The organism is Alteromonas hispanica (assembly GCF_010500915.1).
In the GTDB taxonomy this organism is placed as follows: domain Bacteria; phylum Pseudomonadota; class Gammaproteobacteria; order Enterobacterales; family Alteromonadaceae; genus Alteromonas; species Alteromonas hispanica.
In genome coordinates this window covers 481,831-504,584 of the sequence record NZ_JAAAWP010000003.1, presented here as the reverse complement: position 1 = coordinate 504,584, position 22,754 = coordinate 481,831, and the positions used below count along the sequence as shown (strand labels likewise).

Genomic DNA, 22,754 nt, shown 5'->3' with positions numbered 1-22,754 from the left:
TAAGAGCATGCAACTTAATTCCACTGAAATTGCTGAACTGATCAAGAAAAGAATTGAACAGTTCAATGTAAGCAGTGAAGCACGCAATGAAGGTACTATCGTCGCAGTAACCGACGGTATTATTCGTATTCATGGCCTTGCTGATGTAATGCAAGGTGAGATGATCGAGCTTCCTGGAAGCCGCTACGCAATGGCACTTAACCTTGAGCGCGACTCAGTAGGTGCAGTTGTTATGGGTCCTTATGCGGACCTTAAAGAAGGCGATAAAGTACAATCTTCGGGTCGTATTCTTGAAGTACCAGTTGGTTATTCATTACTAGGTCGTGTTGTTAACACGCTTGGTGAGCCAATTGATGGAAAAGGTGCTATTGACGCTGCTGGTTTTGAACCAGTTGAAAAGATTGCACCAGGCGTAATCGAGCGTCAACCAGTAGACCAGCCAATTCAAACAGGTTACAAATCTGTTGATGCAATGGTACCAGTAGGTCGTGGTCAGCGTGAGTTGATCATCGGTGACCGTCAGTGCGGTAAAACTGCAATGGCAATCGATGCAATCATCAATCAAAAAGGTACAGGCGTTAAATGTGTGTACGTAGCGATTGGTCAAAAAGCATCTACGATTGCAAACGTTGTACGCAAACTAGAAGAACACGGAGCGTTAGAGCACACAATTATTGTTGCTGCTTCTGCCTCTGAATCTGCTGCGCTTCAATACCTAGCGCCGTACTCTGGTTGTACAATGGGTGAGTTTTTCCGTGACCACGGTGAAGATGCATTAATCGTATACGATGATTTGTCTAAGCAAGCTGTTGCGTATCGTCAAATCTCGTTGCTACTTAAGCGTCCACCAGGTCGTGAAGCCTATCCAGGTGATGTTTTCTACCTTCACTCGCGCTTACTAGAGCGTGCTGCACGTGTTAACGATCAGTACGTAGAGCGTTTCACCAAAGGTGAAGTGAAAGGTAAAACTGGTTCACTTACTGCGCTTCCAATTATTGAAACGCAAGCTGGTGACGTATCTGCATTCGTACCTACTAACGTAATCTCGATTACTGATGGTCAGATCTTCCTAGAAACTGACTTATTTAACTCGGGTATCCGTCCAGCCGTTAACGCGGGTGTATCGGTATCACGTGTTGGTGGTGCTGCACAGACTAAAATCATCAAGAAACTAGGCGGTGGTATTCGTCTAGCACTAGCTCAGTATCGTGAACTTGCGGCGTTCTCGCAGTTTGCATCTGATCTTGATGACGCGACTCGTGAGCAACTTGAGCACGGTGAGCGCGTAACAGAACTGATGAAGCAAAAGCAGTATGCTCCACTTTCAATTGCTGATATGGGTGCATCTCTGTTCGCGGTAGAAAAAGGGTTTTTAAAAGGTGTTGAGCTAGACAAAATCTTGGATTTTGAAGCATCTCTTCACTCATATTTGAACAGCGAACACGCTGACCTTATGAAGACTATCAACGAAACAGGTAACTACAACGACGAGATTGCTTCTAAGTTGAATGACGCTTTAACAAGTTTTAAAGCGACGCAAACTTGGTAATCAATGCAGCCGGTAGCGTTTAGCGACAATACCGGCAACACGTTGAGTAATCGGAGAGATAGTCATGGCCAGCGGTAAAGAGATAAAAGGTAAGATTGGGAGTATTAAGAATACTCAAAAAATTACCAGTGCGATGGAAATGGTTGCTGCGTCTAAAATGAAAAAGGCGCAGGAACGTATGGCTACCGGCCGTCCATACGCACAAAACATGCTAAAAGTGATTGGTCACATTGCTAACGGTAATCTTGAATATCGCCATCCTTATTTGGAAGAGCGTGAAATCAAGCGTGTTGGTTATATTGTGGTTTCCACTGACCGAGGCTTATGTGGTGGTTTAAACACCAACGAATTTAAGCTTGTCGCTCAGAACGTTAAACAATGGCGTGATCAGGGTGTTGAAGTAGATTTCGCTGCATTAGGTGCTAAGGCTTGTAGTTTCTTCAACCGTTTTGGTGGCAGTTTACTTGCTGCTGAATCAGGATTGGGTGATAAGCCTTCTGTAAGTGATGTAGTGGGTGTTGTTCGCGTTATGTTAAAAGCATACGACGAAGGTAAATTAGACCGAGTTTTCTTGGTTTATAACGACTTCGTTAACACCATGACACAGAAACCTGTGAGCAATCAGTTATTGCCTTTGCCAAAGTCACAAGACGAAGAATATCAACATCGTTGGGACTACATCTACGAGCCGGATCCAAAAGAAATTTTGGAATCATTGATGGTTCGTTACATTGAGTCTCAGGTGTACCAGGGTGTTGTAGAAAACGCAGCGTCAGAACAAGCTGCGCGAATGGTTGCCATGAAGGCAGCAACCGACAATGCCGGCGATCTTATTGATGATCTGCAACTGGTATATAACAAAGCGCGTCAGGCTGCAATCACACAAGAAATTAGTGAGATTGTGAGCGGTGCCGCAGCGGTGTAGGCAAAGGTTTAAAAGAGATAACGAGGACAAATTATGAGTCAAGGTAAGGTCGTCCAAATCATTGGTGCCGTCGTGGATATTGAATTTCCACAAGACGCGGTTCCAAGAGTTTATGACGCACTACGAGTTACCGAAGGTGACTTATCAGGGTTAACCCTGGAAGTGCAACAGCAGTTAGGTGGCGGTGTTGTTCGTGGCATCGCACTTGGTACAACTGATGGACTACGTCGTGGTCTTTCAGTAGAAAACACAGGTGGCCCAATTATGGTTCCAGTGGGTACGGCTACACTAGGTCGTATCATGGACGTGTTGGGTAACCCAATCGACGAAGCGGGCCCTATTGGTGAAGAAGAGCGTATGTCTATTCACCGTGAAGCACCTAGCTACGAAGATCAATCTAGCTCAGTAGAAATACTTGAGACTGGTATCAAAGTAATCGACTTAGTTTGCCCATTCGCTAAGGGTGGTAAAGTTGGTTTGTTCGGTGGTGCCGGTGTTGGTAAAACCGTTAACATGATGGAGCTTATCCGTAACATCGCAATCGAGCACAGTGGTTTCTCTGTATTCGCCGGTGTTGGTGAGCGTACTCGTGAAGGTAACGATTTCTATCATGAAATGAACGACTCTAACGTACTTGATAAAGTATCGTTGGTTTACGGTCAGATGAACGAGCCTCCAGGTAACCGTCTTCGCGTAGCTCTTACTGGTCTAACTATGGCCGAGAAGTTCCGTGATGAAGGTCGTGACGTACTGTTCTTCGTAGATAACATCTATCGTTACACACTAGCAGGTACTGAGGTATCAGCACTTCTAGGTCGTATGCCTTCTGCGGTAGGTTATCAGCCTACACTAGCGGAAGAGATGGGTGTTCTTCAAGAGCGTATTACATCAACGAAGACAGGTTCAATCACTTCAATCCAAGCGGTATATGTACCTGCGGATGACTTGACTGACCCCTCTCCTGCAACAACCTTTGCTCACTTGGATGCAACCGTTGTACTTTCTCGTGATATCGCGTCTCTTGGTATCTACCCTGCGGTAGACCCACTAGATTCAACATCTCGCCAGCTTGATCCACTTGTTATTGGTCAAGAGCACTATGATGTTGCACGTGGTGTACAGACTGTACTTCAGCGCTACAAAGAGTTGAAAGACATTATTGCTATTCTGGGTATGGACGAACTATCTGAGGAAGACAAGCTAGTGGTATCACGAGCTCGTAAGATTCAGCGTTTCCTATCTCAGCCGTTCTTCGTAGCTGAAGTATTTACAGGTTCTCCAGGTAAGTATGTATCTCTTAAAGACACTATCAGTGGATTTAAAGGTATCTTGGATGGTGAGTATGACGACCTTCCAGAGCAAGCATTCTATATGGTTGGCTCTATCGAAGAAGCGCGAGAGAAAGCCAATAAAGCATAATTAAGCGGCCGGCAAACGCTGGCCCTTAGTAATGTTAACGTACCTAATCAGGAGGTTCACATGGCAATGACAGTACATTTGGACGTAGTAAGTGCAGAAAAAGAAATATTTTCTGGTCTTGTAGAAACGATTCAAGTGACAGGTAGCGAAGGTGAATTGGGTATCCACCCAGGACATGCGCCGCTTATCTCTGCTATTAAACCTGGTATGGTGCGTTTGGTTAAACAGTTCGGTGAAGAAGAAGTAATCTATGTTGCTGGTGGTGTACTAGAAGTACAGCCTGGCAATGTCACCGTACTGGCTGATACCGCGGTTCGAGCTGAAGATCTTGACGAGCAGGCAGCAGAAGAAGCCAAACGACGTGCAGAAGAGCACATCGCCAACCCAGGCGCTGACTTCGATTATGCAGAGGCAGCTCACCAGCTAGCTGAAGCAATCGCGCAACTTCGTCTTATTCAGAAGTTACGCAAATAAGCGAGCAGTTATTATTAAAAAACCCGCCGTTTGGCGGGTTTTTTGTTGCCTATTCCCTTACACTGTCGTTATTTTGTAGGCTGTACCATGCGTTCATATTTTTAGCCTAAAGCTTAACATTTCAGATAATGTCTTAAAATGAAATTCAATTTACCCTTTAAAAACGAAAACAATTCCTACGTAGGATTAACGCCGTTTTTAACTACAGTCCTTCTGCTATTAATACATTTTTCTACGGGGGCTTTGGATTGGCCTGAAAAGGGAGATATTCGAGCGCAAAGAGACTTTAATTCCGCGATAGGAATGTCGGTAATAACAGGCTATTTTTGGTTTGCTATGCGCTTGATGCATCAGAATGTGGCAAACACACTAACTTATGTTTTGCTGAAGACTAATCAGCTCAATGAATTTGGCGCGCATCGCAAAAACTTAGCATTACAATTTAATCGACAAATATTTAATGCGATGATTATTTCGATCATCATTACCATTACCTATTGTATCTCGGAAGGACTGATCTCTACACAACAGGAAGTACATGTGCTGCTGCTGACTGCGACCGCAGTTCCATTTTGGTTTATTGCTTTTTTGTTTATCTTTCAAATATATTCTACAACTGCTTATCTTACTAACCAGGTGCTGACAAAAACAGACTTTGGTTACGACAGATTACGTTCCATAGTCACTATCCTGCGGCATAGTATAAGCAATAGCATTTTCGCTATGGGAGCGTTAGCAATATTTCCTGTGTTTTGGCTCAAGAAAGAGATACCAAGCTTAGATGTATTGGGCGTCACCTTCTTTACAGGTTTCATTTCTTTGTATTTGTTCTTCCCAGTTATAAAGCTCAATAAAAAGTTGAAAGAAGAAAAGTGTAAAACCTTGGAAGATATTGAGTCTGAAATAAACTCGGATATAAGGCGTTATGCTAAAAATGACAAACAAGTAACGGGAGCGTCTATTGAAGCGCTAGAAAGTGAAAGAGAAGAAATACTTAAATTAACCTATACGCTCTCTTCAAAAGATAAAGTGAGAGTTGCTGCCTGTATCGCTATTATCCCAGTATCTTGGTTGGTTTTATTTGTCACCGAGTGGATGATTGAGCTTATAAATCGCTAAGCTCTTAAAGCCGTTCAAACGCTAAGTTGCCTTTTCCCGCGTTCATTCTCGTATATGCATGCTCTATAGGATCAGTGTCAGAGGGTTCAATATTTCCGACGATGAGATAAAGGCCCTTGCCATTGCTGCTGCAAAGCATTTTGAGCGTTATACAGAGCGCTAACGTCTGTCCCGAATACATTCGACAGTGTACATGCTACCGCTTCTAAGGTTGAAAGCGCATTATTGATTGTAGTGTGACGGATAGCATAGTTCGACTGAGGTGCATGCTTAAAATGATAACTGGGAAGGGTTTTAAGCCAGTTATTCTGTTGAATAACACCATATGCCTGTTTCCAGCTACCATCAATGAACACGAGGTTGTGTAAACTCTGAATGGGAGTTGCTAACCCTCCCTCTAAAGGTTCGCTGAAATCATTTGGATAAATGAGAGCTGAATTCGTTGGAAGGCAGTTTTCACGCAGGGTGTTAACGGCCTTTTCATCAGTGGTGCTAATGATAGTGGCATTTGGTATACACAATGCAACAAGGCGGGCCGTGTTCTTTGCATGATCTTTTTCTTTTGGATGTTGCAATATCACAATATCTACGGGCACTAAAACTTGATCTATTGCACTACAAAGGCATGTTGATGTTGGATAATGGCAGATAGCACAGTATGGCCGGGTATTGTGTATGGGCATAAACTTTAGATGTTTTAAAAAAGATATTTCACGCCAACAGACTACACTGAAATAAGCGCGGTTGAGACTCACTTATAATATTATGGCAGATATAAATACTGTAAAATATAGGCTAGCAAAAACGCTGGCGTTAGTTCCAGAGGGTAATGTTGTTAGCTATGGTCAACTGGCAGACTTATGCGGCTTTCCAGGCCGAGCCAGGATGGTTGGAAAGTGCCTCAAAATACTTGGGGACACGCACAACTGGCATCGAGTAGTAAGAGCTGACGGTAAAATAGCATTTCCAAAAACATCGGAGCAAGGCATAGAGCAAATAGCACGTCTTCGAAACGAGGGTGTGGCTATAAAAAGTGAACGCGTACGAATTAAAGATGTAGGCTGGCAGCCTGACTTGTATATCATACTTCGCGAATTAAAATATTAGTGACACTAGAGCTTTATACAACATTACCAATAGCATAAGAGTAGTACATAACGAATGTTAAAACGAATTAGTATCGATGCACTGAAACCAGGTATGTTTGTTCATAAAATACTCGAGCAAAAAGGTGCATTGGAGATAAAAAACCAAGGTAAAGTGACGTCACAAAAAGTGATAGACCTGTTGAAAAAACAGGGCGTAAAAGTCCTTGCTATTGATACTGATAAAGCATTTGAACCTGCAGGTGCTAGCGATGGAAAAATACTAAGCGAATCCGATAGGTCTGAAAAAGTAACGGCTAAAAAGAAGCCGAAAACGGTGAAGGTATCCCTTGAGAGTGAGTTAACAAAAGCGACTAAGCTGCACGCTCAGGGCAAAGAAATACAAAAGCTACTTCTCGATAGTGTAAAAAAAGAGACGCCTTTTGATGCCAGTATTCCCAAAGAGTTTTCCAACAAGCTTGTTGCATCTGTTGACCGCAACCCCGACGCTTTGTTGTGCCTAACTAAAATTAGAGAGAAAGACGATTACTTGCTAGAACACTCCCTCAACGTGGCTATATTATTAGCTAACTTTGCCACGTTTTTAGGCCTATCTGAGGAGAAAGTTCAGGAGCTATCGTACACTGGCTTTCTTCATGATTTAGGCAAGATTAATATTCCTGATGAAATTCTTCATAAGCCCGGACGACTTACAGATCCAGAAATGGAAATTATGAAGAGCCACGTAAAGCATGGCGTTGATTATCTGCTAAATACTGATGTTGCAATGCCGCTTATTCAGGCTATTAGCGAACACCACGAGCGCTTAGACGGCTTGGGGTATCCAGCAGGGAAAAAAGGCGATGAGATAAGCACAGAAGGTCGTATGCTTGCTATTGCGGATATGTATGACGCACTAACTGCAGATCGTGTGTATAAAGCAGGCATGTCTAGCCAGAAAGCGTTTTCTATATTGATGAACGAAGCGCCTACCCGTCTAGATGTCGTTTTGGTTCAGCAATTTATAAAATGTTTAGGTGTTTATCCTGTTGGTAGCTTAGTGTTGCTGTCAAACGAGAGATTGGCAATGGTGCTTAAACAAAACGATTCACCATTTTCACCCATAGTAAAAGTATTCTACTCAGTGAAAGGTAATCACTACTTAACGCCAAAAGACATCGACTTATCGGGCGATAAAGCTCTTAAAATTGATAAGGCGGTTATTGCTTCAGATTACGGTATAGATGTTAACGCCTTTTTTGAGCGTTCTGTTTCAATAGGCTAAAACCTCTTTATTCTCTTAAACTGTCCTTTTAATTTACGTTTTACATTTACGCCTAAATACCTAGTTCTTTTTATTTGAGAGCCTTTGAGCAAAGGATCTTGGCAAATAACCTTAGCAAATAGCCTTGTCACTTATTGAAGACAGTCGGTAGCAAATCTGTATAAAAAGAGCGTGTAGAGATTACAAATCTCTCTATAGGAAAAGCGCTATTTCCAAAACATAGCAGCGTCATTTCTTTGATTAATACTGCGTTCAGCTTAAACCAATTATTCTGTGCCTAACCCTTTAAACCAATACGTTGAAAAGAAAATTGAAGAGAGGTTCAGCGGAAGGCTAAACTGAATATTCATTAAACTAAGCGTTATGGAACATTTATTGCTCGACTACAGTTGATATGTTTATTACTGATTAGATAAAAAATGACGTGATTGAGTTTTAAGTTGAATCATCACTATTTTATCAAAAGAAATTTATCCTAGAATATAGGTAATTTATTGGCACTTGTTGTTTGTACCTCATAAAGGTAAATGCAGGTGTTTAAAGCAAAGAAGAGGACGCTATGAAAAAAACACTAGCTGTAAGTTTAATCGCTGCATCACTTACTGTGGCAGGCTGTGCGAATAACCCAAACAATACGCAAAAGGGTGCTGCAATAGGCGCTGTTTTAGGAGCAGTACTAGGTAAAGCAACTGGCGATCATGACAAAAGTCGCTACGCTTGGGGTGCAGCGGTAGGTGCAATTGCTGGTGGCGCGATTGGTGGCTACATGGATAAGCAAGAAGAAGCGCTTCGCAGCGAGTTATCTGATACCGGCGTGCAAGTGGTTCGAGAAGGCGATAACCTTCGTCTTATCATGCCTGGCGACATCACATTTGCTACAGATAGTGCGAGTATTAGTCCAAACTTTAATCCAGTTTTGCAAGATGTTGCTAAAGTAATTAATAACTACGAAAAAACCGTCCTTATGATTAAAGGCCATACCGACGATGTTGGGGCAGAGCAGTATAACCAAACACTGTCTGAACGAAGAGCCAGTGCGGTGAAAAATCAGCTTATTAACTTTTCTGTGAATTCAACTCGCATTACTACCGTAGGCATGGGCGAGTATTCACCAAAGGTACCTAATAATAGCGCCGCTAACCGTTCTATGAATCGTCGAGTGGAGATGGAAATTCAACCATTAACGTCGTCTAACACCTAAAGAAGAGCGCTAGTTGTTAAAAAGAACTCTTTAATTGAGCCCTAAAATAGAGTCGCTACGGCGGCTCTATTTTTTTGTGTGATGTTTTTTAATCTGCTCAGCGATATCTGTGGCTAAATTATTTGGGATTGGAATCGTAAGGTGGTACTGACTAATTTTCCACTGATTGTCTGTTTTGATGAGTACTCCCGTCCCTCTCGTTTCACCTAGTTTTTTATTATCTAATAGCTCATCAAACCAGGCCACTTGGTGATCTGGAGAAAAATAGATGTGTCTGTCTCTAGGTAAATATGTCCAGCCGGTACCTTTGTCAAAATGCGGTTTCGCGTAGGCTTTAAATTCGCTAATGCTCCATACTTCGTCGGCGTCTGTACCAATAAAAACAGCATCTGGCGCATATAAATTAAAATATTCAGTGAAGTTTGCTTGAGATGCTTGCGAATGCAATTTGTCTAACACACCCGACACCTGCTCGATATCGCTCTCAGCACGACTTGTTGTTAAGAAGGTCAACAGAGCCGTTGCAAGAAGAACTTGCAGCAAAGTTTTCATTTTCAATTGAAGCTTATCTTTGGACATATTACCACCGCATTAGATTACCGTTGTCACAGCATAGCGCTATAAACACATAACCTGAACCATTCAAACAATATTGCTTTATCTTTATTTTGTTATGTTATAACATTTTGTAAATTTGGTTTGATTCAATATTGTGCTTTAAGGTTTTTCCGTGAAAAAACAATCTACATTCCGCGTGTCGCTATTCATATTAGTATCTGTATTGTCGCTCTCTCTTATAAGCTCAAATGCCCAAGCCGACGCTAAAAACGACGATGATATTTCATATACTAATGGGAAAGATTCCGACAATGTTGAAAAAATTGATATTACCTATCGACAGCTTTTTAGGGGCAATGTAAAGCCTTTCGAGCTTCCGCAAGCCATAACAACAATTACCGGTGATGACGCTAAAAAGCTAGGGATGACGCGATTACAGGATGCACTGACACTAGACGCAAGCCTTACAAAGCAAAACAACAGCGGTGGATTTTGGGATAGCTTTGCCATTCGCGGATTTGCAGGCAATGAAAATATGCCGGCTGGCTTCATGGTGAATGGGTTTAGTGGAGGAAGAGGCTTCAGCGGGACCTTTGATATGTCTAACGTTGAGTCCATAGAAGTCATCAAGGGGCCAGGTTCGGCGCTTTACGGACGCTCTGATCCAGGTGGTGTCGTAAATATAATTACTAAAAAGCCTCAATATTATGAATCGGGTAGCATTTCTGCGATTTACGGTAGCTATGCTAATCAGCGAATAGAGGCAGACTATACTCAGGGTATAAACGATATTCTGGCTGTTCGAATAAACGGTGCTTTCGAAGACAACAACAGCTATCGCGATACGGTTACTCGTCGAAAAACGGTGTTATCCCCTTCCTTTAATATTGATTTAGGTGACGCAGAGTCACTGCTTTACGAAATGCAGTTTTTTAAACAGGCTCAACGATTTGATCGTGGCATTGCGATACTTAACGATAATTTCGATGATATAGATACCAGTCTTTACTTAGGTGAACTCAACGATGGGCCAACAACAATTTATGCGCTCAGCCACCAGCTCACTTATGACAAACAACTTAACAGCCAATGGGCATTACTTGCTGGGCTAAGCTATCGAGATACGCGAATGGATGGCTTTTCCTCAGACGCTGAACTGTCAGGGGCGAGACAGTCTGTTTACGTCGATGGTGAAACGCTGACAAGGCAGCGCAGAAAGCGAGATTATGACTCTTCTGATAGTGCTTTACGTGTTGAGTTGAGTGGAGATACCCAATTCGCTGGTTTATCACATAACTTACTTGTTGGCATTGATGCCTATGAATATGACCTAAGTACTGCGTTATTCCGCTACCGCGGTGGAAAAGGCACCTATACGCTTAATATCAATAATCCTGTATATGGGCAGCAACAACCTGACGTAGCACTTCTTTACCAAAATATTGAAGAGCAGCGAGGCGTTGGACTGTACGTTCAAGATACGATCGCAATTGCCAATAATATCGATATTTTACTTGGTGCCCGCGCAGATTATATAGACCAGGATATTTTCGAGGTAAATCAACAAACAACTAATCGTAATACTGAAACTCGCCTTAGCCCCCGCTTAGGACTTATCTATAAGGTTAGCGACAATATAAATGTATATACCAGTTATTCCGAAGGCTTTTTGTCGCTTAGTGGCACAGATGCGAACGGTGAACCGTTTGGATTTGAAGAAAGCAGTTCAGTGGAAATAGGCTCAAAATTCTCGTTTAATAATATCGTGGGTTCTGTTGCCGCTTTTCGGGGAAGAAAGTCTAATATATTGGTTGCAGACCCTGTAAATGTTGGGTTTTCTGCTCCCTTAGGAGAAGCCGTGAGCAAGGGCGTTGAAATAGAATTCAATGCTCAAATCAGCGATAATATGTCGCTCTTCGTTTCCGCCGCGAAGACGCAAGCTGAGACCGAAAACACAGTTGTTAATGCTGACTGGGGCGTAGAAATACCGCAGGGCAGCCCATTGGTTAATGTGCCCGAATACACACTGTCTACTGTGCTAACCTACTTTACTAAAATAGCAGGCATGGACTCGCAAATTGGAAGCTCTTATCAATATGTACATGAACAGCTTGGAGATGCTGCAGATTTATCTTTTCAACTTCCCTCTTATCAGCTTGCAGGGCTATTTGCGACTTTAGCTTTCACCGACTCGTTGAATTTACAACTTAACGTAGACAACTTGTTTGATGAAACTTATATCGAAAGTAGTTATCACCGTTTGTGGTCTTACCCTGGCGCGCCTAGAACAATAAATATGCGGGTCGATTATGCATTCTAATGTGAAACGCGAACGCATTCGCAGCATAGATATGATGCGCGGTTTAGTTATGATTATCATGTTGATTGACCACGTGCGGGAGCGATTCTTTTTACACATGCAGGTGTCCGATCCTATGGACATTGAGACTACGTCGCCGGCGCTATTTTTTAGCCGTTTGCTAGCTCATTATTGCGCGCCTGTATTTGTGTTTCTTACCGGCCTTTCTGCATGGCTTTATGCCAACCCGGTAAACAAACCTAAAAGAGATGTAAGGTTATTTCTTTTTAAGCGGGGACTTTTTATTCTATTTTTAGAAGTCACCTTTATTACTTACAGCTGGTTGGGAAGCTTTGATGTAATTTACCTTCAAGTTATGTGGGCGATTGGCGTGAGTATGCTTGCTCTCGCGTTGCTAAGTGGCCTTCCGCGTAATGCCCTTCTCGCTATTGGTTTAATCATAGTATTTGGGCACAATGCGCTCACGCCTATCAATTATGTTTCACATGAAACAGGTTATACCCTTTGGAGTATGCTTCATGACAGGGGGTACATTGTACAGAGTGACCTTTTGAGTGTGAAAGTGAGCTACCCCGTACTGCCTTGGATTGGTGTGATTTTATGCGGCTTTGCATGCGGGCCATTATATGGTGTAAATAAAAATAAGGCTTTACGGGGCAGTTGGCTGCTCGGTCTAGCCGGTGTCACCGCATTTTTATTCGTCTTTCTAAGAGGATTCAATATTTACGGAGAGACCCTGCCTTGGTCGATGCAAGACACCGCTATTTTGTCAGCAATGTCTTTATTCAATATGACTAAATACCCTCCGTCACTCGCGTTTTTGCTCTTTACACTGTCAGGAATGTTCCTGCTTCTTTTTGTTTTTGAAAGAGTAAATGCTAGAGGAATGACCATCCTGGATACTTTTGGCTCAGTTCCTATGTTTTTTTACGTCCTTCACCTCTATATATTACTCGTGCTATACACAGTAGCCGTGAGTACTTGGGGAACGAATAAAGGTGTCTACTTTGGCGTAAATGAGATGTGGCAAATCTGGCTGATTACAGGTGTGCTTGCCATCACTCTCTATTATCCCGTGCGATGGTTTAGCCATTTCAAAGCGCAGCATAACTACTGGTGGCTTAAGTATATGTAGCCTTGTTTTACTTGAAGATAACTATTGCGTTTTAAGTAGAGCGGCTAAGAAAAAGGCGCTGTGCTACCATAGTCAAGAAATATGGGAGACAGCGGATTCGCACTATCTTCATCTAACCCATCGTCATAGAAAGCAGCAAAGCACTTCTTCGCCGCAGCTCTTGCCATATCAAGCGTTGAGTAGGCTACGCTTGATACATTATAAGTCAGCGAACTACTTATTTCTGCGTGTGCATTGGGCGGTCGTGACGATATAATAGATAAGTCGCTGGGCAGCACCATTCCTAGCTCTTTGGCGCTATTAACTACACGCTCAACCAAAACGTCGTTGGTGCAAATAATAGCTGAAAATACTTCTCCCTTGGCCATTAGTTCGAGTAGCGGGTCGAGAAATGGATCGGATAAAGCATCAACTTCTACATTTACGATTAATTGTTTCTTGAATAAAGAGAGAAACGTTTCGTTTTGAGACACGGTTTTGCGGTCATTTACTAACGCTATGTCTGTGTGTCCTTGTTCACTTAGCAAGTGATGTGCTTTTGAAACACAGTGAGCGACAGATGCCGACAAGTCAGTCACAGTAGCTTTTGCCTCTCCTGTACTCAACGTAACAATCTTATCTTTCAAGCTATGCAAATGTTTTGTCGTCGAAGAAATAGTAGTGACAAATACTCCGTCACAACCTTGAGACAATAAAAATTCGATGGCCTCCACTTCAGACTCAATTGTGTCGTGGGAAAAAGCGATAACACAATGCTTCTTATGCTGCCGCAAAATGTGCTCGAAAGAAAACAGTAAGTGAGATGCAAAAAGCATGTGTTTGTTAGGCAGCACAATACCAATAGCATGACTGTGTTTAGATGCTAAAGAACGCGCTTTCTGACTTGGTGTGAAGTGCAGTTCGCTTGCGGCTTGTTTAACCTTTTCAGCCAAAGCAGGGTTAACAGACTTATTGCCATTAAGAACGCGAGATACCGTAGATAACGATACGCCGGCGCGGGTGGCCACTTCATAGATTGTAGTCATGTAAAACACTTAACTGTGAGTGTGTACTTACTTTTACTGATTGCTGCATCATTGTATATGAAGTTGAATATATAAGTATCAGCCTCACTTTTAGTGTAAGGCTGTTTACAACTTACCATTGCTGATTGGTATTTCAGATTATTAATCACTCAATATTCTGGATCTGCTCGCGCATTTGCTCAATCAGCACTTTAAGCTCTACGGCCGACTGCGTAATGTCGGTGCTTATAGATTTAGAGCCTAAGGTGTTTGATTCACGATTAAACTCTTGCATCATAAAGTCGAGTCTGCGACCAATTGCCCCACCTTTTTTCAGAATATTGCGGGTCTCGTTAACATGAGTGTTTAAGCGGTCTAATTCTTCAGCAACATCTACCTTTTGTGCAAGCATGATCATTTCTTGTTCGAAGCGTCCTGCGTCTAGTTCTACTTTCGCTTCTTCAAAGCGCGCCTGCACTTTCTCTCTTTGCCAAACCATAATTTCTGGCATGCGAGAGGCAACTTTTTCTACTTCGGTTTCAATAGCGTCTAAACGCTGTGTAATCATATCTTTTAGCGCCTCGCCTTCTGAAGCACGAGCATCAATGAAATCTTTTAAACCCTGGTCGAATGCAGCCATAACATCTGCATGTATGGTATCCATGTCGGCCTCTTCTGCTGCTATTACGCCAGGCCAGCGCAATACGTCTAATGGGTTTACGCCCGATGACTGACCATGAGATTGAACCCAATCAGCAGCCTGCATAACTTGCTTTGCTAAATCTTCATTTAAACTAAGCGTTGTAATAGCTGCATCATTTGCCGTAAAGCGCAACGCGCACTCTACTTTGCCGCGGGCTAGCTTTTTGCGAAAGCGCTCTCGTAGCATAGGTTCCAGAGAACGAAATTGTTCAGGCAAGCGAAAATAGGTCTCTAAAAAACGCTGGTTAACCGAGCGTATTTCCCATACCGCAGAACCCCACTCCTTTTTTGTCTCTACGCGAGCGAATGCTGTCATGCTATAAATCATAGTTATCCTTCGAGTTAAACTGAAAGCCTGCAAAAACAACGCGAACGCCGTGTTGTATCTGTGAATATGGAGGCAGTCTTTCTTGTTCTTACTATATTAGCGTACATTTGCTTGTTTCTGTAAGGAATACGAGCAAAGTTCGTTTTCATCAGACAGGCTCATTGCGCTATACTTATGCTTATTCTTATTTTCGGTAAATTTAGTTTTTGCACTCTAGGTGTAATCACTTTTTATTATCTACCGAAGATTCTATTTTTAGCATTTACGTTGTGGAGAACCCTATGCGTCCAAGCGGCAGAACCGCCAGTCAAATTCGCCCTGTTACAATTACTCGTCAATACACTTGCCATGCAGAGGGCTCTGTATTGGTAGAGTTCGGAAACACTAAGGTGTTATGTAACGCGACGGTAGAAGAAGGCGTGCCTCGCTTTATGAAGGGGCAAGGAAAAGGGTGGATAACCGCTGAATACAGTATGTTACCTCGTGCAACGCATACACGCAGTGGCCGGGAAGCGGCTCGTGGTAAACAAGGTGGCCGTACGTTAGAAATTCAGCGCCTTATAGCTCGTTCATTGCGCGCTGCGGTAGATTTAAAACTACTTGGTGAAAATACTATCACGCTAGATTGCGATGTAATTCAAGCAGATGGCGGTACTCGTACCGCATCAATCACAGGTGCATGTGTGGCATTAGTAGACGCACTCACTTATATGCGCGCAAAAGGTATTTTAAAAGCTAATCCACTTAAGCATATGATTGCAGCGCTATCGGTAGGTATCTTTGAAGGTACACCTATTGCCGACCTTGAATATACAGAAGATTCTGAGGCCGAGACTGACATGAACATTGTTATGACAGAAACGGGCAAGCTAATTGAGGTTCAGGGTACCGCAGAAGGTGAACCGTTCTCGTTTGAAGAGTTAGAGGAAATGCTGAAGATAGCCAAGCACGGTCTTCGCGAATTGTTTGATATTCAGAAAGCAGCACTAGCGTAAGAGGTCTATATGAAAGGGTTCCAACGTGATTTTATTGAGTTCGCCATCAACCGTGGCGTACTAAAGTTTGGTGAATTTACGTTAAAGTCAGGCCGCATAAGTCCTTACTTTTTTAATGCAGGCTTGTTTAATCGCGGTGGCGACCTAGCCAAGCTAGGCCGTTTTTACGCCGATGCGTTGGTTGATGCAGGTGTAGAGTTCGATGTGTTATTCGGGCCTGCCTATAAAGGGATCCCTATTGCCACTACTACAGCGGTAGCGTTAGCAGACAGTCATCAACGTGATGTGCCTTATTGCTTTAATCGCAAAGAAGCAAAAGCACACGGCGAAGGGGGCAATTTAGTGGGTAGTCCCTTGCAAGGTCGCGTAATGCTGGTTGATGATGTGATCACTGCGGGAACCGCTATCCGTGAATCTATGACGCTGATTGAGCAACAGCAGGCTAGTTTGTCTGGTGTGCTTATTGCCCTTGATAGGCAGGAGCGCGGTAAAGGTGAGCTATCCGCTATTCAAGAGGTAGAGCGAGACTTCAATACTACTGTGATTTCTATTGTCACTCTTGCTGATGTGGTTGCATACCTGCAGGAAAAAGGTGGTCACAGCGCTGAAATAGACGCAATTAACACCTACCGTGAAAACTATGGCATCTGATTTTGACAGTGAGTTTAATAGCGCCAGCCAGCACTTAGACGCTTTAGGTCTTCGTTGCCCAGAGCCCGTAATGATGGTGCGCTTGAACATTCGAAAACTGCCGGATGGCGAAACATTGTCTGTTTCGGCAGACGACCCATCAACGGCCAGAGACATTCCCAGTTTTTGTCGATTTATGGGGCACACGCTGGTGGCATCTCAAACAGAAACCATGCCGTATCAGTTTGTAATTAGGAAAGGGGGCGAATAAGCCCTCTGCTAACACTGACCTGCTCTTTTACTTAAGCCCTAGTGAATATAACGAGAAACTTCGCGAGTGAGAGGCGATATAACACTCCCCTGCTCTAATGTGCTAAGAACGGTTTTCAACACGCCTAGAATATGGGTATTGGTGGCATGTAACGGTAAAATAGCGAGTAACTGCTGCTGACAGTCTTGCAGAACTTGCTGTGCATCCTTTTGGCGATGCTGATGATGCAAAATTGCGGACAAGTACATAGCCATTGTTGCATAAGCAATAATATCGTCTTGCACCGCGCTATCACGATGAGATGTGACATTTTGTAATGATGTAATGACAACCTTCGCTGTTTCTAAGCTTTGGTATCCCAATACACAGGCCTTTTCGTGCTGCCCTAAAAGGTGTGCCTGTTGAACCCTGTCTTGCAGCATAAGGCGATGTTTTCGTGCATCTGTTGGATTCAACTGCAGCCATTTTCTGTAAACCGGACATAGATGTTGTGAGTTCATATTTGCACCTCCTGCTAATCACAATAATGCAAATAGGAATCATTATCAACAATGCTCCGGTATTTTTAACTCCTCTTAAAATGAAAGACTAAAATCGAACGTTGGAAACGCCTATTAAAAAAAGCCTACTAGTTTTTGCGTTTACAGTGCATTTGTAGCCCACCAAAGCAAAAGAACAACAAGTGTTGCCGCTATTACGGCTTTCATCTTGTAACGCCTTATAAGCTGCTCTGCTTTGTCGCCAGCATAATATACCACTGCGGCTAAACCGAAATAACGAAGAGAGCGTGCAATTACTGTGGCAAGTAAAAACAGAGGAAGAGAGAATTTTGTTGCTCCTGCAGCAAGCATGGCGACTTGAAAGGGAATTGGGGCAATGCCTAAGGTCATTACAAACCAAAACCCTTGTTGTTCCATCTTATTTTTTACGTTGTCGAATTGGTCTTGACTGAAAAAGGTTTCAATCACCCACTCTCCAATTATATCGAAAAGATAGTACCCCAAGGCATAACCAAACACGGCACCAATAACACAACCTAGCGTTGCCATTGCCGCTATTTGCCACAGTGACTCACGCCGCGCCTGCATTAAGGGCAACATTACCGCTTCCAGAGGAATAGGCACTATGGTCGACTCTAAAAAGGATGAAATAGTAATCCCTTTCAGCATATGCTTAGAATCGACCAGCTGTTTGGTTTTCCGTGTAACCTTTTTACTTACCTTTTGAACCGGGGTCATGTAATCCTTTCATATTAGTTTTTGTATACCACGCCGTCCTTCATAACAAATGAAACGCGTTCCATAAGGGTAATATCTTCGAGAGGATTACCTTTTACAGCCACGATATCTGCGAGTTTACCCGCTTCCAAGGTACCCAAAATATCGCTGACACCAAGTAAATCCGCGCCATTTACTGTTGCGCTGGTCAATGCATCTGCAGGCGTCATTCCCGCTTCAACCATAAGAGCAAACTCTTGAGCGTTATCACCATGAGCCGATACGCCACTGTCTGTTCCAAATGCAATTTTTACACCTGCTTTGTGTGCTGTAGCAAAGGTCTGTTGAATTAACGGCCCAATGGCTGCAGCTTTAGGGCGTACAAGCTCAGGAAAGAAACCGTCGATTTTGGCTTTTTCAGCAACAAATTTACCAGCAAGGATGGTGGGCACATAGTAAGTTCCATTTTCCTTCATAAGACTATGGATCTCTTCATCCATGTAAGTGCCGTGTTCAATCGAATCGACCCCCGCTTTGATGGCGCGCTTCATACCCTCTTTACCATGTGCGTGAACGGCTACTGTCATTTCGTAGTCTTTTGCAGTATCGACAATGGCTTCTAGTTCGTCCGTCATAAATTGAGGGTTTTGACCGTTCTTTGCCACGCTCAATACACCGCCCGTTGCCGTTATTTTAATTAAGTTTGCGCCGTCTTGGTAACGTGTTCTTACGGCTTCCCTAGCTTCAGCTTCGCCATTAACTACACCTTGTTCTGGACCTACATCGGGACGAAGCAAATGCGACATGCCGTTAGATGGGTCTGCATGTCCGCCTGTGGTGGCAATAGATTTGCCCACAGTATAAATGCGAGGACCAACGGCATAGCCTTTATCTATTGCAGTTCTTAAGGCTATCGTTTCATTATGTGAGTCACCTAAGTTTCTTACTGTTGTGAACCCAGCGTCTAACGTTGTTTTTGCATAGCTGGCTGCGCGCAGTGCATAGTCTGCCTCGTTAAGAGTAAATCGCTCTAAGTAGCTCTTAGGTCCACCTTGTTGTGAAGATAGGTGAACGTGCATGTCCATTAGACCTGGCATAACAGTGCTGTCTTTTAAGTCAATAACGCTATCGCCCTTGCCACCTTCTACAAAACCATTTTTAACGCTCTCAATTTTATTGCCTTCAATAACAATAGTGACTTTGTTTTTTAACTCGTCAGAAGTACCAGTAAAGGCTTTTCCTGCGTGGATGAGGGTAGCTGCTTGAGCAGCGATAGTTAAAGGCAAGAGAGTGCAAGATACAGCTAAAGCGGTGAGTGTCTTTTTCATAATATAGTTCTTCTTTTGATGGATAATTACACAGTAATTAAATGTAAAGCACTCACCTAACTAACGCAAAGTATTACGCCATTAGTGGGTTGTTTTATAAGTTTAAATCAAAAGAAAGATGTAACGATATTCGGAAGATATATTCAAATGCACTACCGCTTTTGTTGAAAACACTAAACTTGTTGATAAAGCTGGCTTTAGCGATAGGGCTGACACTACTGATAGAACTGGTCAAGCCTATTTTGATTGATTAACTTCACCAATCACAAAGTTGCGGTTTGCAGAGTGTATTAAAAAGCGTGTTGTATCACCGTTGCTTTTTTCTTCGGCCTTTTCAAGTAACTGATAATACACATTTTGATGGAGGCGGGCCCATAGATTTCGGCGTACACACACGTAGGGAATTGCAGTGGCGTCTTTATCTCTAATCTCTTCGGGAGGAACGCGTAATTCAATTTGCTCCTCATTATTCAAACGGACTTCGTCGCCAGTTTGAGTAACAAGTACCAGTGTCTTACTGTTGTCTTTTTCTTCTAGTACTTTCCATTGAGTGATTAGAAACGGGGTGTCCTCAACAGTGATACCCACTTTTTCCACTGGAGTAACAAGAAAGTAATTGTCCTCTTCTTTTTTAAGCACCGATGAAAACAATTTCACTAGGCTAGCACGGCCTACCGGCGTTCCCTCATAGAACCAGCGGCCGTCCATCGCTATGACCATATTAATGTCGCCACAGAAGTCTGGGTTCCAATTTTCTACCGGAGGCAGAGGGCGCGCCTTGTCAGACGAACCCTCTATCTGTTTTTGAAATTTAGTTAAGTCCATTTTGCTCAATCAAGGCTTTAATTTCACGTAGCTTCGCTTTTATACGACGCATATTGTCAGGCCCTGTTCTTAAAAGCTGCTTTTGAGGCCCGTCAAGGTTTTCAAGCCGTTCATCTTTGTACTTGTACATAACAGAGTCTGAGTAAACTTCTACCGGTACAGGCACTTCAGGTGTATCTAGCAGTTCATCGATGGCGTTTAACAAAACGACGTTAAAGTCTTTGTCTGGATCGCCAATCTCTGCGTACTTAGCCTGAATGTCGTCTTTGTAAGTCTGAAAAACATTGACCAGTGCCTCGTTATCAAATGATTCCAGCACGTTGACGTATGGTGTATAGCGCTTATAGCTTGCGGCATCTATCCACTGTTTTCCGGCCTGTGAGTAAACTCTAAAATTCTGCTCAGGTGGCGTTAAAAGCTGATGGTTAGGCGCCATTTTATTATTGGCTAAGTTTGTTACCGACACGACAAAGCGTTGTAGTAACCCCTCATTGACGAGCAGCCTATTCACGGTGCTTTCATCGGCAGAAGCACTATTAATCAACGACTCTTTAATTGCAGGGTCGCTCACATCGAGAGGTTCAGGCTCGGGTTCTTCAAGCTCTGGTAGTGGTTCTACTTCATCTTTTTCTTCAAGTTCAACAGTAGGTGGCGCAGGCTTGGTTTCAAAAACCTCTGGCTCGTCAGATTCTGTAATAACAGGCTCATCTATTTGTGGCTTTGGTGTTTCTACCGGATCAGGCTTTTCATCACTGGGCCAAAAAACAATGGCCAGAATAACGACAAGGATAATTCCCGCTATCAGAAAGTGTGGGCCTAACGACTTTTTCTCTGTTGTTTCGCTCATAATGACTCCGCTGCTGAGATTTCCTTTTTGGTAATACTACCAGACATAACACTCAATGTTAGAAAATCAAACAAGAGAATTGTTCCTTTCAGCTTAATATATTAACTGTACTACTCTTTAACGTTTCAAACCGGGTTTTCGATTGCTTATATCAAAAATGAACCGTTTTCTTGCCAAAGCTCAAAAACGAGCCATGCGGCAAATGTAAATAGCTTGGGTTTTTTTAAACATTTGTTTAACATAAGGGCTGTGTTTATTAGGTTGCAGTTTATGACCGTTATTTTATTTGCGATTCCGCTATTTTTTCTGCTTATTGGCTTAGAGCTTTACGTTGATAGCAAGCGTAAAACAGGGCACTACCGTACCAATGATGCCATTACCAGCTTAAGTGCTGGTGTACTTTCTCGCATGATGGCAATAGGCCATCAACTTATTCCGTTCACCATTTATGTGCTTGTGTTCGACGCCGTTGCGATGTTTGAACTTCCGCAAGCGTGGTGGGTGTGGTTAGTTGCCTTTGTTGCCTATGATTTCTTTTATTACTGGAATCACCGAATGGGACACGAAATAAGTATTTTGTGGGCCGCCCATGTCGTGCATCACTCTAGTGAAGATTACAATCTTACCACTGCGTTGCGGCAAACGAGCGGTGCAATTTTTAGTTGGGTGTTTTATTTACCGTTAGCATTTGTTGGGTTTACCCCTGAAATGATCATCACCGTAGGGGCACTTAATCTGGTCTATCAATTTTGGGTGCATACTCAGCATATTAATACTCTAGGGTGGATGGAGCGCATTTTCGTTACCCCGTCTAATCACAGGGTGCATCATGCACAGAACCCTGTCTATATTGATAAAAACTATGGCGGTGTGTTCATTCTGTGGGACCGATTGTTCGGTACTTACATACCTGAATTAAAAGAGGAACCAGTTGTTTTTGGTATCCGCGGAGCACTCAACAGTTTCAATCCGATAATGGCTAATTTGCAAGTCTATAGTCAGCTAGCCAAAGACAGTTATTACACTCGTCGATGGAGTGACAAATTTCGCGTCTGGTTTGGTCGTACTGGATGGCGACCAGCAGATGTTTCAAAGCGGTTTCCAAAGGAAAAATTGCCCTTGCAACAATTTAAAAAGTACCACCCACATATTCATAAATCGGTTATGCGCTACAGCTTACTGCAACATGTCATTATGCTTGTCATTTCGCTGTATTTTCTTTTGAATTTAAGCGCTCTCTCGGGTATTCAACAAGTCACTATTGTGACAACGGTTGTGATTATGAGTATTCAAAACGGTTTTATACTGTCTCAGTCAACGTTAGCGTTAGCTATTGAGGGGCCTCGGCTGCTAATGCTTCCTTTACTGTGGATTGCCGCAGGGGTTGGCATAGCAGCGTTGTGGTTTGCTTTATCGTGTGTTGTTAGCTTAATTGCCCTGCTTTACGCTGTGCGCCACAGCAATTATCGACGTCCACTTGACGATGTCACCTTGTCTGCTGAAACGGCAGATTGAACCTGAGAACTCGCCATTACGT

General features: G+C 43.0%; 23 protein-coding genes. 14 read left to right on the top strand and 9 right to left on the bottom strand.

Features of this window, described 5'->3' with window-relative positions; all coding sequences use genetic code 11:
• Nucleotides 1-7: 7 nt before the first annotated feature.
• From atpA to GTW09_RS07625, 5 genes are all read left to right on the top strand, one after another.
• The gene (gene atpA / locus GTW09_RS07645; protein WP_163111337.1) at nt 8-1,549 is read left to right on the top strand and encodes a F0F1 ATP synthase subunit alpha; all 1,542 of its coding nucleotides are present in this window, start codon (nt 8-10) and stop codon (nt 1,547-1,549) included.
• 64 nt (nt 1,550-1,613) lie between these two features.
• Nucleotides 1,614-2,474, top strand: a complete 861-nt coding sequence (atpG, locus tag GTW09_RS07640) for a F0F1 ATP synthase subunit gamma (protein ID WP_071981056.1) — start codon at nt 1,614-1,616, stop codon at nt 2,472-2,474.
• 33 nt (nt 2,475-2,507) lie between these two features.
• Complete coding sequence (gene atpD / locus GTW09_RS07635) at nt 2,508-3,893, top strand: F0F1 ATP synthase subunit beta (RefSeq protein ID WP_071981055.1); 1,386 nt, start codon at nt 2,508-2,510, stop codon at nt 3,891-3,893.
• Nucleotides 3,894-3,953: 60 nt separating this feature from the next.
• Entirely contained in the window at nt 3,954-4,367 is a 414-nt protein-coding gene (locus tag GTW09_RS07630; RefSeq protein WP_071981054.1) for a F0F1 ATP synthase subunit epsilon, read from the top strand.
• Nucleotides 4,368-4,505: 138 nt separating this feature from the next.
• Nucleotides 4,506-5,486: a hypothetical protein gene (locus tag GTW09_RS07625; protein WP_163111335.1), complete on the top strand. Its 981-nt coding sequence runs from the start codon at nt 4,506-4,508 to the stop codon at nt 5,484-5,486.
• Between the two features lie 86 nt (nt 5,487-5,572).
• Here GTW09_RS07625 and GTW09_RS07620 read toward each other — a convergent pair whose 3' ends face one another.
• Nucleotides 5,573-6,169 (bottom strand): tRNA-uridine aminocarboxypropyltransferase, encoded by a 597-nt coding sequence (locus GTW09_RS07620; protein WP_163111333.1) that lies wholly within the window; start codon nt 6,167-6,169, stop codon nt 5,573-5,575.
• An 82-nt stretch (nt 6,170-6,251) separates the two neighbouring features.
• Here GTW09_RS07620 and GTW09_RS07615 point away from each other — a divergent pair, with 82 nt between their 5' ends.
• The 3 genes from GTW09_RS07615 (at nt 6,252) to GTW09_RS07605 (ending at nt 9,057) form a co-directional block, all read left to right on the top strand.
• Nucleotides 6,252-6,593, top strand: coding sequence for an MGMT family protein (locus GTW09_RS07615; RefSeq protein WP_071981051.1), 342 nt, complete (start codon nt 6,252-6,254; stop codon nt 6,591-6,593).
• A gap of 54 nt (nt 6,594-6,647) precedes the next feature.
• Complete coding sequence (locus GTW09_RS07610) at nt 6,648-7,856, top strand: cyclic di-GMP phosphodiesterase (RefSeq protein WP_163111331.1); 1,209 nt, start codon at nt 6,648-6,650, stop codon at nt 7,854-7,856.
• Nucleotides 7,857-8,415: 559 nt separating this feature from the next.
• Nucleotides 8,416-9,057 carry a YiaD family glycine zipper/OmpA-like lipoprotein gene (locus GTW09_RS07605; RefSeq protein WP_071981049.1) on the top strand — a complete coding sequence of 214 codons (642 nt, stop codon included), beginning with the start codon at nt 8,416-8,418 and terminating at the stop codon, nt 9,055-9,057.
• Nucleotides 9,058-9,123: 66 nt separating this feature from the next.
• On the opposite strand, the gene GTW09_RS07600 is transcribed toward GTW09_RS07605, so the two are convergent.
• Complete coding sequence (locus tag GTW09_RS07600; protein ID WP_239059312.1) at nt 9,124-9,636, bottom strand: nuclear transport factor 2 family protein; 513 nt, start codon at nt 9,634-9,636, stop codon at nt 9,124-9,126.
• A gap of 151 nt (nt 9,637-9,787) precedes the next feature.
• Here GTW09_RS07600 and GTW09_RS07595 point away from each other — a divergent pair, with 151 nt between their 5' ends.
• Nucleotides 9,788-11,935 (top strand): TonB-dependent siderophore receptor, encoded by a 2,148-nt coding sequence (locus GTW09_RS07595; protein ID WP_338024932.1) that lies wholly within the window; start codon nt 9,788-9,790, stop codon nt 11,933-11,935.
• Nucleotide 11,936: 1 nt separating this feature from the next.
• Entirely contained in the window at nt 11,937-13,070 is a 1,134-nt protein-coding gene (locus GTW09_RS07590; RefSeq protein ID WP_338024931.1) for an acetyltransferase domain-containing protein, read from the top strand.
• A 44-nt stretch (nt 13,071-13,114) separates the two neighbouring features.
• On the opposite strand, the gene GTW09_RS07585 is transcribed toward GTW09_RS07590, so the two are convergent.
• The gene (locus tag GTW09_RS07585) at nt 13,115-14,095 is read right to left on the bottom strand and encodes a LacI family DNA-binding transcriptional regulator (protein ID WP_163111327.1); all 981 of its coding nucleotides are present in this window, start codon (nt 14,093-14,095) and stop codon (nt 13,115-13,117) included.
• A 145-nt stretch (nt 14,096-14,240) separates the two neighbouring features.
• Nucleotides 14,241-15,104, bottom strand: a complete 864-nt coding sequence (locus GTW09_RS07580; protein WP_100973111.1) for a YicC/YloC family endoribonuclease — start codon at nt 15,102-15,104, stop codon at nt 14,241-14,243.
• 281 nt (nt 15,105-15,385) lie between these two features.
• Here GTW09_RS07580 and rph point away from each other — a divergent pair, with 281 nt between their 5' ends.
• The 3 genes from rph to tusA are packed head-to-tail and all read left to right on the top strand — an operon-like array spanning nt 15,386 to nt 17,000.
• Nucleotides 15,386-16,099, top strand: coding sequence for a ribonuclease PH (gene rph / locus GTW09_RS07575; protein ID WP_071981038.1), 714 nt, complete (start codon nt 15,386-15,388; stop codon nt 16,097-16,099).
• Nucleotides 16,100-16,108: 9 nt separating this feature from the next.
• Nucleotides 16,109-16,750: an orotate phosphoribosyltransferase gene (gene pyrE, locus GTW09_RS07570; RefSeq protein ID WP_071981037.1), complete on the top strand. Its 642-nt coding sequence runs from the start codon at nt 16,109-16,111 to the stop codon at nt 16,748-16,750.
• The gene (gene tusA / locus GTW09_RS07565; protein ID WP_071981036.1) at nt 16,740-17,000 is read left to right on the top strand and encodes a sulfurtransferase TusA; all 261 of its coding nucleotides are present in this window, start codon (nt 16,740-16,742) and stop codon (nt 16,998-17,000) included. The genes pyrE and tusA overlap by 11 nt, the downstream gene beginning before the upstream one ends.
• A gap of 38 nt (nt 17,001-17,038) precedes the next feature.
• Here the strand turns inward: tusA and GTW09_RS07560 are convergent, their stop codons facing one another.
• From GTW09_RS07560 to GTW09_RS07540, 5 genes are all read right to left on the bottom strand, one after another.
• On the bottom strand, nt 17,039-17,500 hold the full coding sequence (locus GTW09_RS07560) for a hypothetical protein (RefSeq protein ID WP_163111325.1): 462 nt from the start codon (nt 17,498-17,500) through the stop codon (nt 17,039-17,041).
• A gap of 141 nt (nt 17,501-17,641) precedes the next feature.
• Nucleotides 17,642-18,238, bottom strand: coding sequence for a YqaA family protein (locus tag GTW09_RS07555; protein ID WP_163111322.1), 597 nt, complete (start codon nt 18,236-18,238; stop codon nt 17,642-17,644).
• A gap of 14 nt (nt 18,239-18,252) precedes the next feature.
• Nucleotides 18,253-19,545, bottom strand: a complete 1,293-nt coding sequence (locus GTW09_RS07550) for a metal-dependent hydrolase family protein (protein WP_163111320.1) — start codon at nt 19,543-19,545, stop codon at nt 18,253-18,255.
• A gap of 237 nt (nt 19,546-19,782) precedes the next feature.
• Complete coding sequence (locus tag GTW09_RS07545; protein ID WP_163111318.1) at nt 19,783-20,370, bottom strand: DUF1285 domain-containing protein; 588 nt, start codon at nt 20,368-20,370, stop codon at nt 19,783-19,785.
• Nucleotides 20,357-21,217 (bottom strand): DUF3014 domain-containing protein, encoded by an 861-nt coding sequence (locus GTW09_RS07540; protein ID WP_163111316.1) that lies wholly within the window; start codon nt 21,215-21,217, stop codon nt 20,357-20,359. The genes GTW09_RS07545 and GTW09_RS07540 overlap by 14 nt, the downstream gene beginning before the upstream one ends.
• A gap of 270 nt (nt 21,218-21,487) precedes the next feature.
• Between GTW09_RS07540 and GTW09_RS07535 the strand changes: the two genes are divergently transcribed.
• Complete coding sequence (locus GTW09_RS07535; RefSeq protein WP_163111314.1) at nt 21,488-22,732, top strand: sterol desaturase family protein; 1,245 nt, start codon at nt 21,488-21,490, stop codon at nt 22,730-22,732.
• Nucleotides 22,733-22,754: the final 22 nt, after the last annotated feature.

Coding starts and splice junctions, on each gene's coding strand:
- GTW09_RS07580 (WP_100973111.1), bottom strand. CDS start 15,104: ATGATTTATAGCATGACAGCATTCGCTCGCGTAGAGACAAAAAAGGAG.
- GTW09_RS07545 (WP_163111318.1), bottom strand. CDS start 20,370: ATGGACTTAACTAAATTTCAAAAACAGATAGAGGGTTCGTCTGACAAG.
- GTW09_RS07625 (WP_163111335.1), top strand. CDS start 4,506: ATGAAATTCAATTTACCCTTTAAAAACGAAAACAATTCCTACGTAGGA.
- pyrE (WP_071981037.1), top strand. CDS start 16,109: ATGAAAGGGTTCCAACGTGATTTTATTGAGTTCGCCATCAACCGTGGC.
- GTW09_RS07630 (WP_071981054.1), top strand. CDS start 3,954: ATGGCAATGACAGTACATTTGGACGTAGTAAGTGCAGAAAAAGAAATA.
- GTW09_RS07535 (WP_163111314.1), top strand. CDS start 21,488: ATGACCGTTATTTTATTTGCGATTCCGCTATTTTTTCTGCTTATTGGC.
- GTW09_RS07620 (WP_163111333.1), bottom strand. CDS start 6,169: ATGCCCATACACAATACCCGGCCATACTGTGCTATCTGCCATTATCCA.
- atpD (WP_071981055.1), top strand. CDS start 2,508: ATGAGTCAAGGTAAGGTCGTCCAAATCATTGGTGCCGTCGTGGATATT.
- GTW09_RS07560 (WP_163111325.1), bottom strand. CDS start 17,500: ATGAACTCACAACATCTATGTCCGGTTTACAGAAAATGGCTGCAGTTG.
- rph (WP_071981038.1), top strand. CDS start 15,386: ATGCGTCCAAGCGGCAGAACCGCCAGTCAAATTCGCCCTGTTACAATT.
- tusA (WP_071981036.1), top strand. CDS start 16,740: ATGGCATCTGATTTTGACAGTGAGTTTAATAGCGCCAGCCAGCACTTA.
- GTW09_RS07610 (WP_163111331.1), top strand. CDS start 6,648: ATGTTAAAACGAATTAGTATCGATGCACTGAAACCAGGTATGTTTGTT.
- atpA (WP_163111337.1), top strand. CDS start 8: ATGCAACTTAATTCCACTGAAATTGCTGAACTGATCAAGAAAAGAATT.
- GTW09_RS07605 (WP_071981049.1), top strand. CDS start 8,416: ATGAAAAAAACACTAGCTGTAAGTTTAATCGCTGCATCACTTACTGTG.
- GTW09_RS07615 (WP_071981051.1), top strand. CDS start 6,252: ATGGCAGATATAAATACTGTAAAATATAGGCTAGCAAAAACGCTGGCG.
- GTW09_RS07540 (WP_163111316.1), bottom strand. CDS start 21,217: ATGAGCGAAACAACAGAGAAAAAGTCGTTAGGCCCACACTTTCTGATA.
- GTW09_RS07585 (WP_163111327.1), bottom strand. CDS start 14,095: ATGACTACAATCTATGAAGTGGCCACCCGCGCCGGCGTATCGTTATCT.
- GTW09_RS07550 (WP_163111320.1), bottom strand. CDS start 19,545: ATGAAAAAGACACTCACCGCTTTAGCTGTATCTTGCACTCTCTTGCCT.
- GTW09_RS07555 (WP_163111322.1), bottom strand. CDS start 18,238: ATGACCCCGGTTCAAAAGGTAAGTAAAAAGGTTACACGGAAAACCAAA.
- GTW09_RS07600 (WP_239059312.1), bottom strand. CDS start 9,636: ATGTCCAAAGATAAGCTTCAATTGAAAATGAAAACTTTGCTGCAAGTT.
- atpG (WP_071981056.1), top strand. CDS start 1,614: ATGGCCAGCGGTAAAGAGATAAAAGGTAAGATTGGGAGTATTAAGAAT.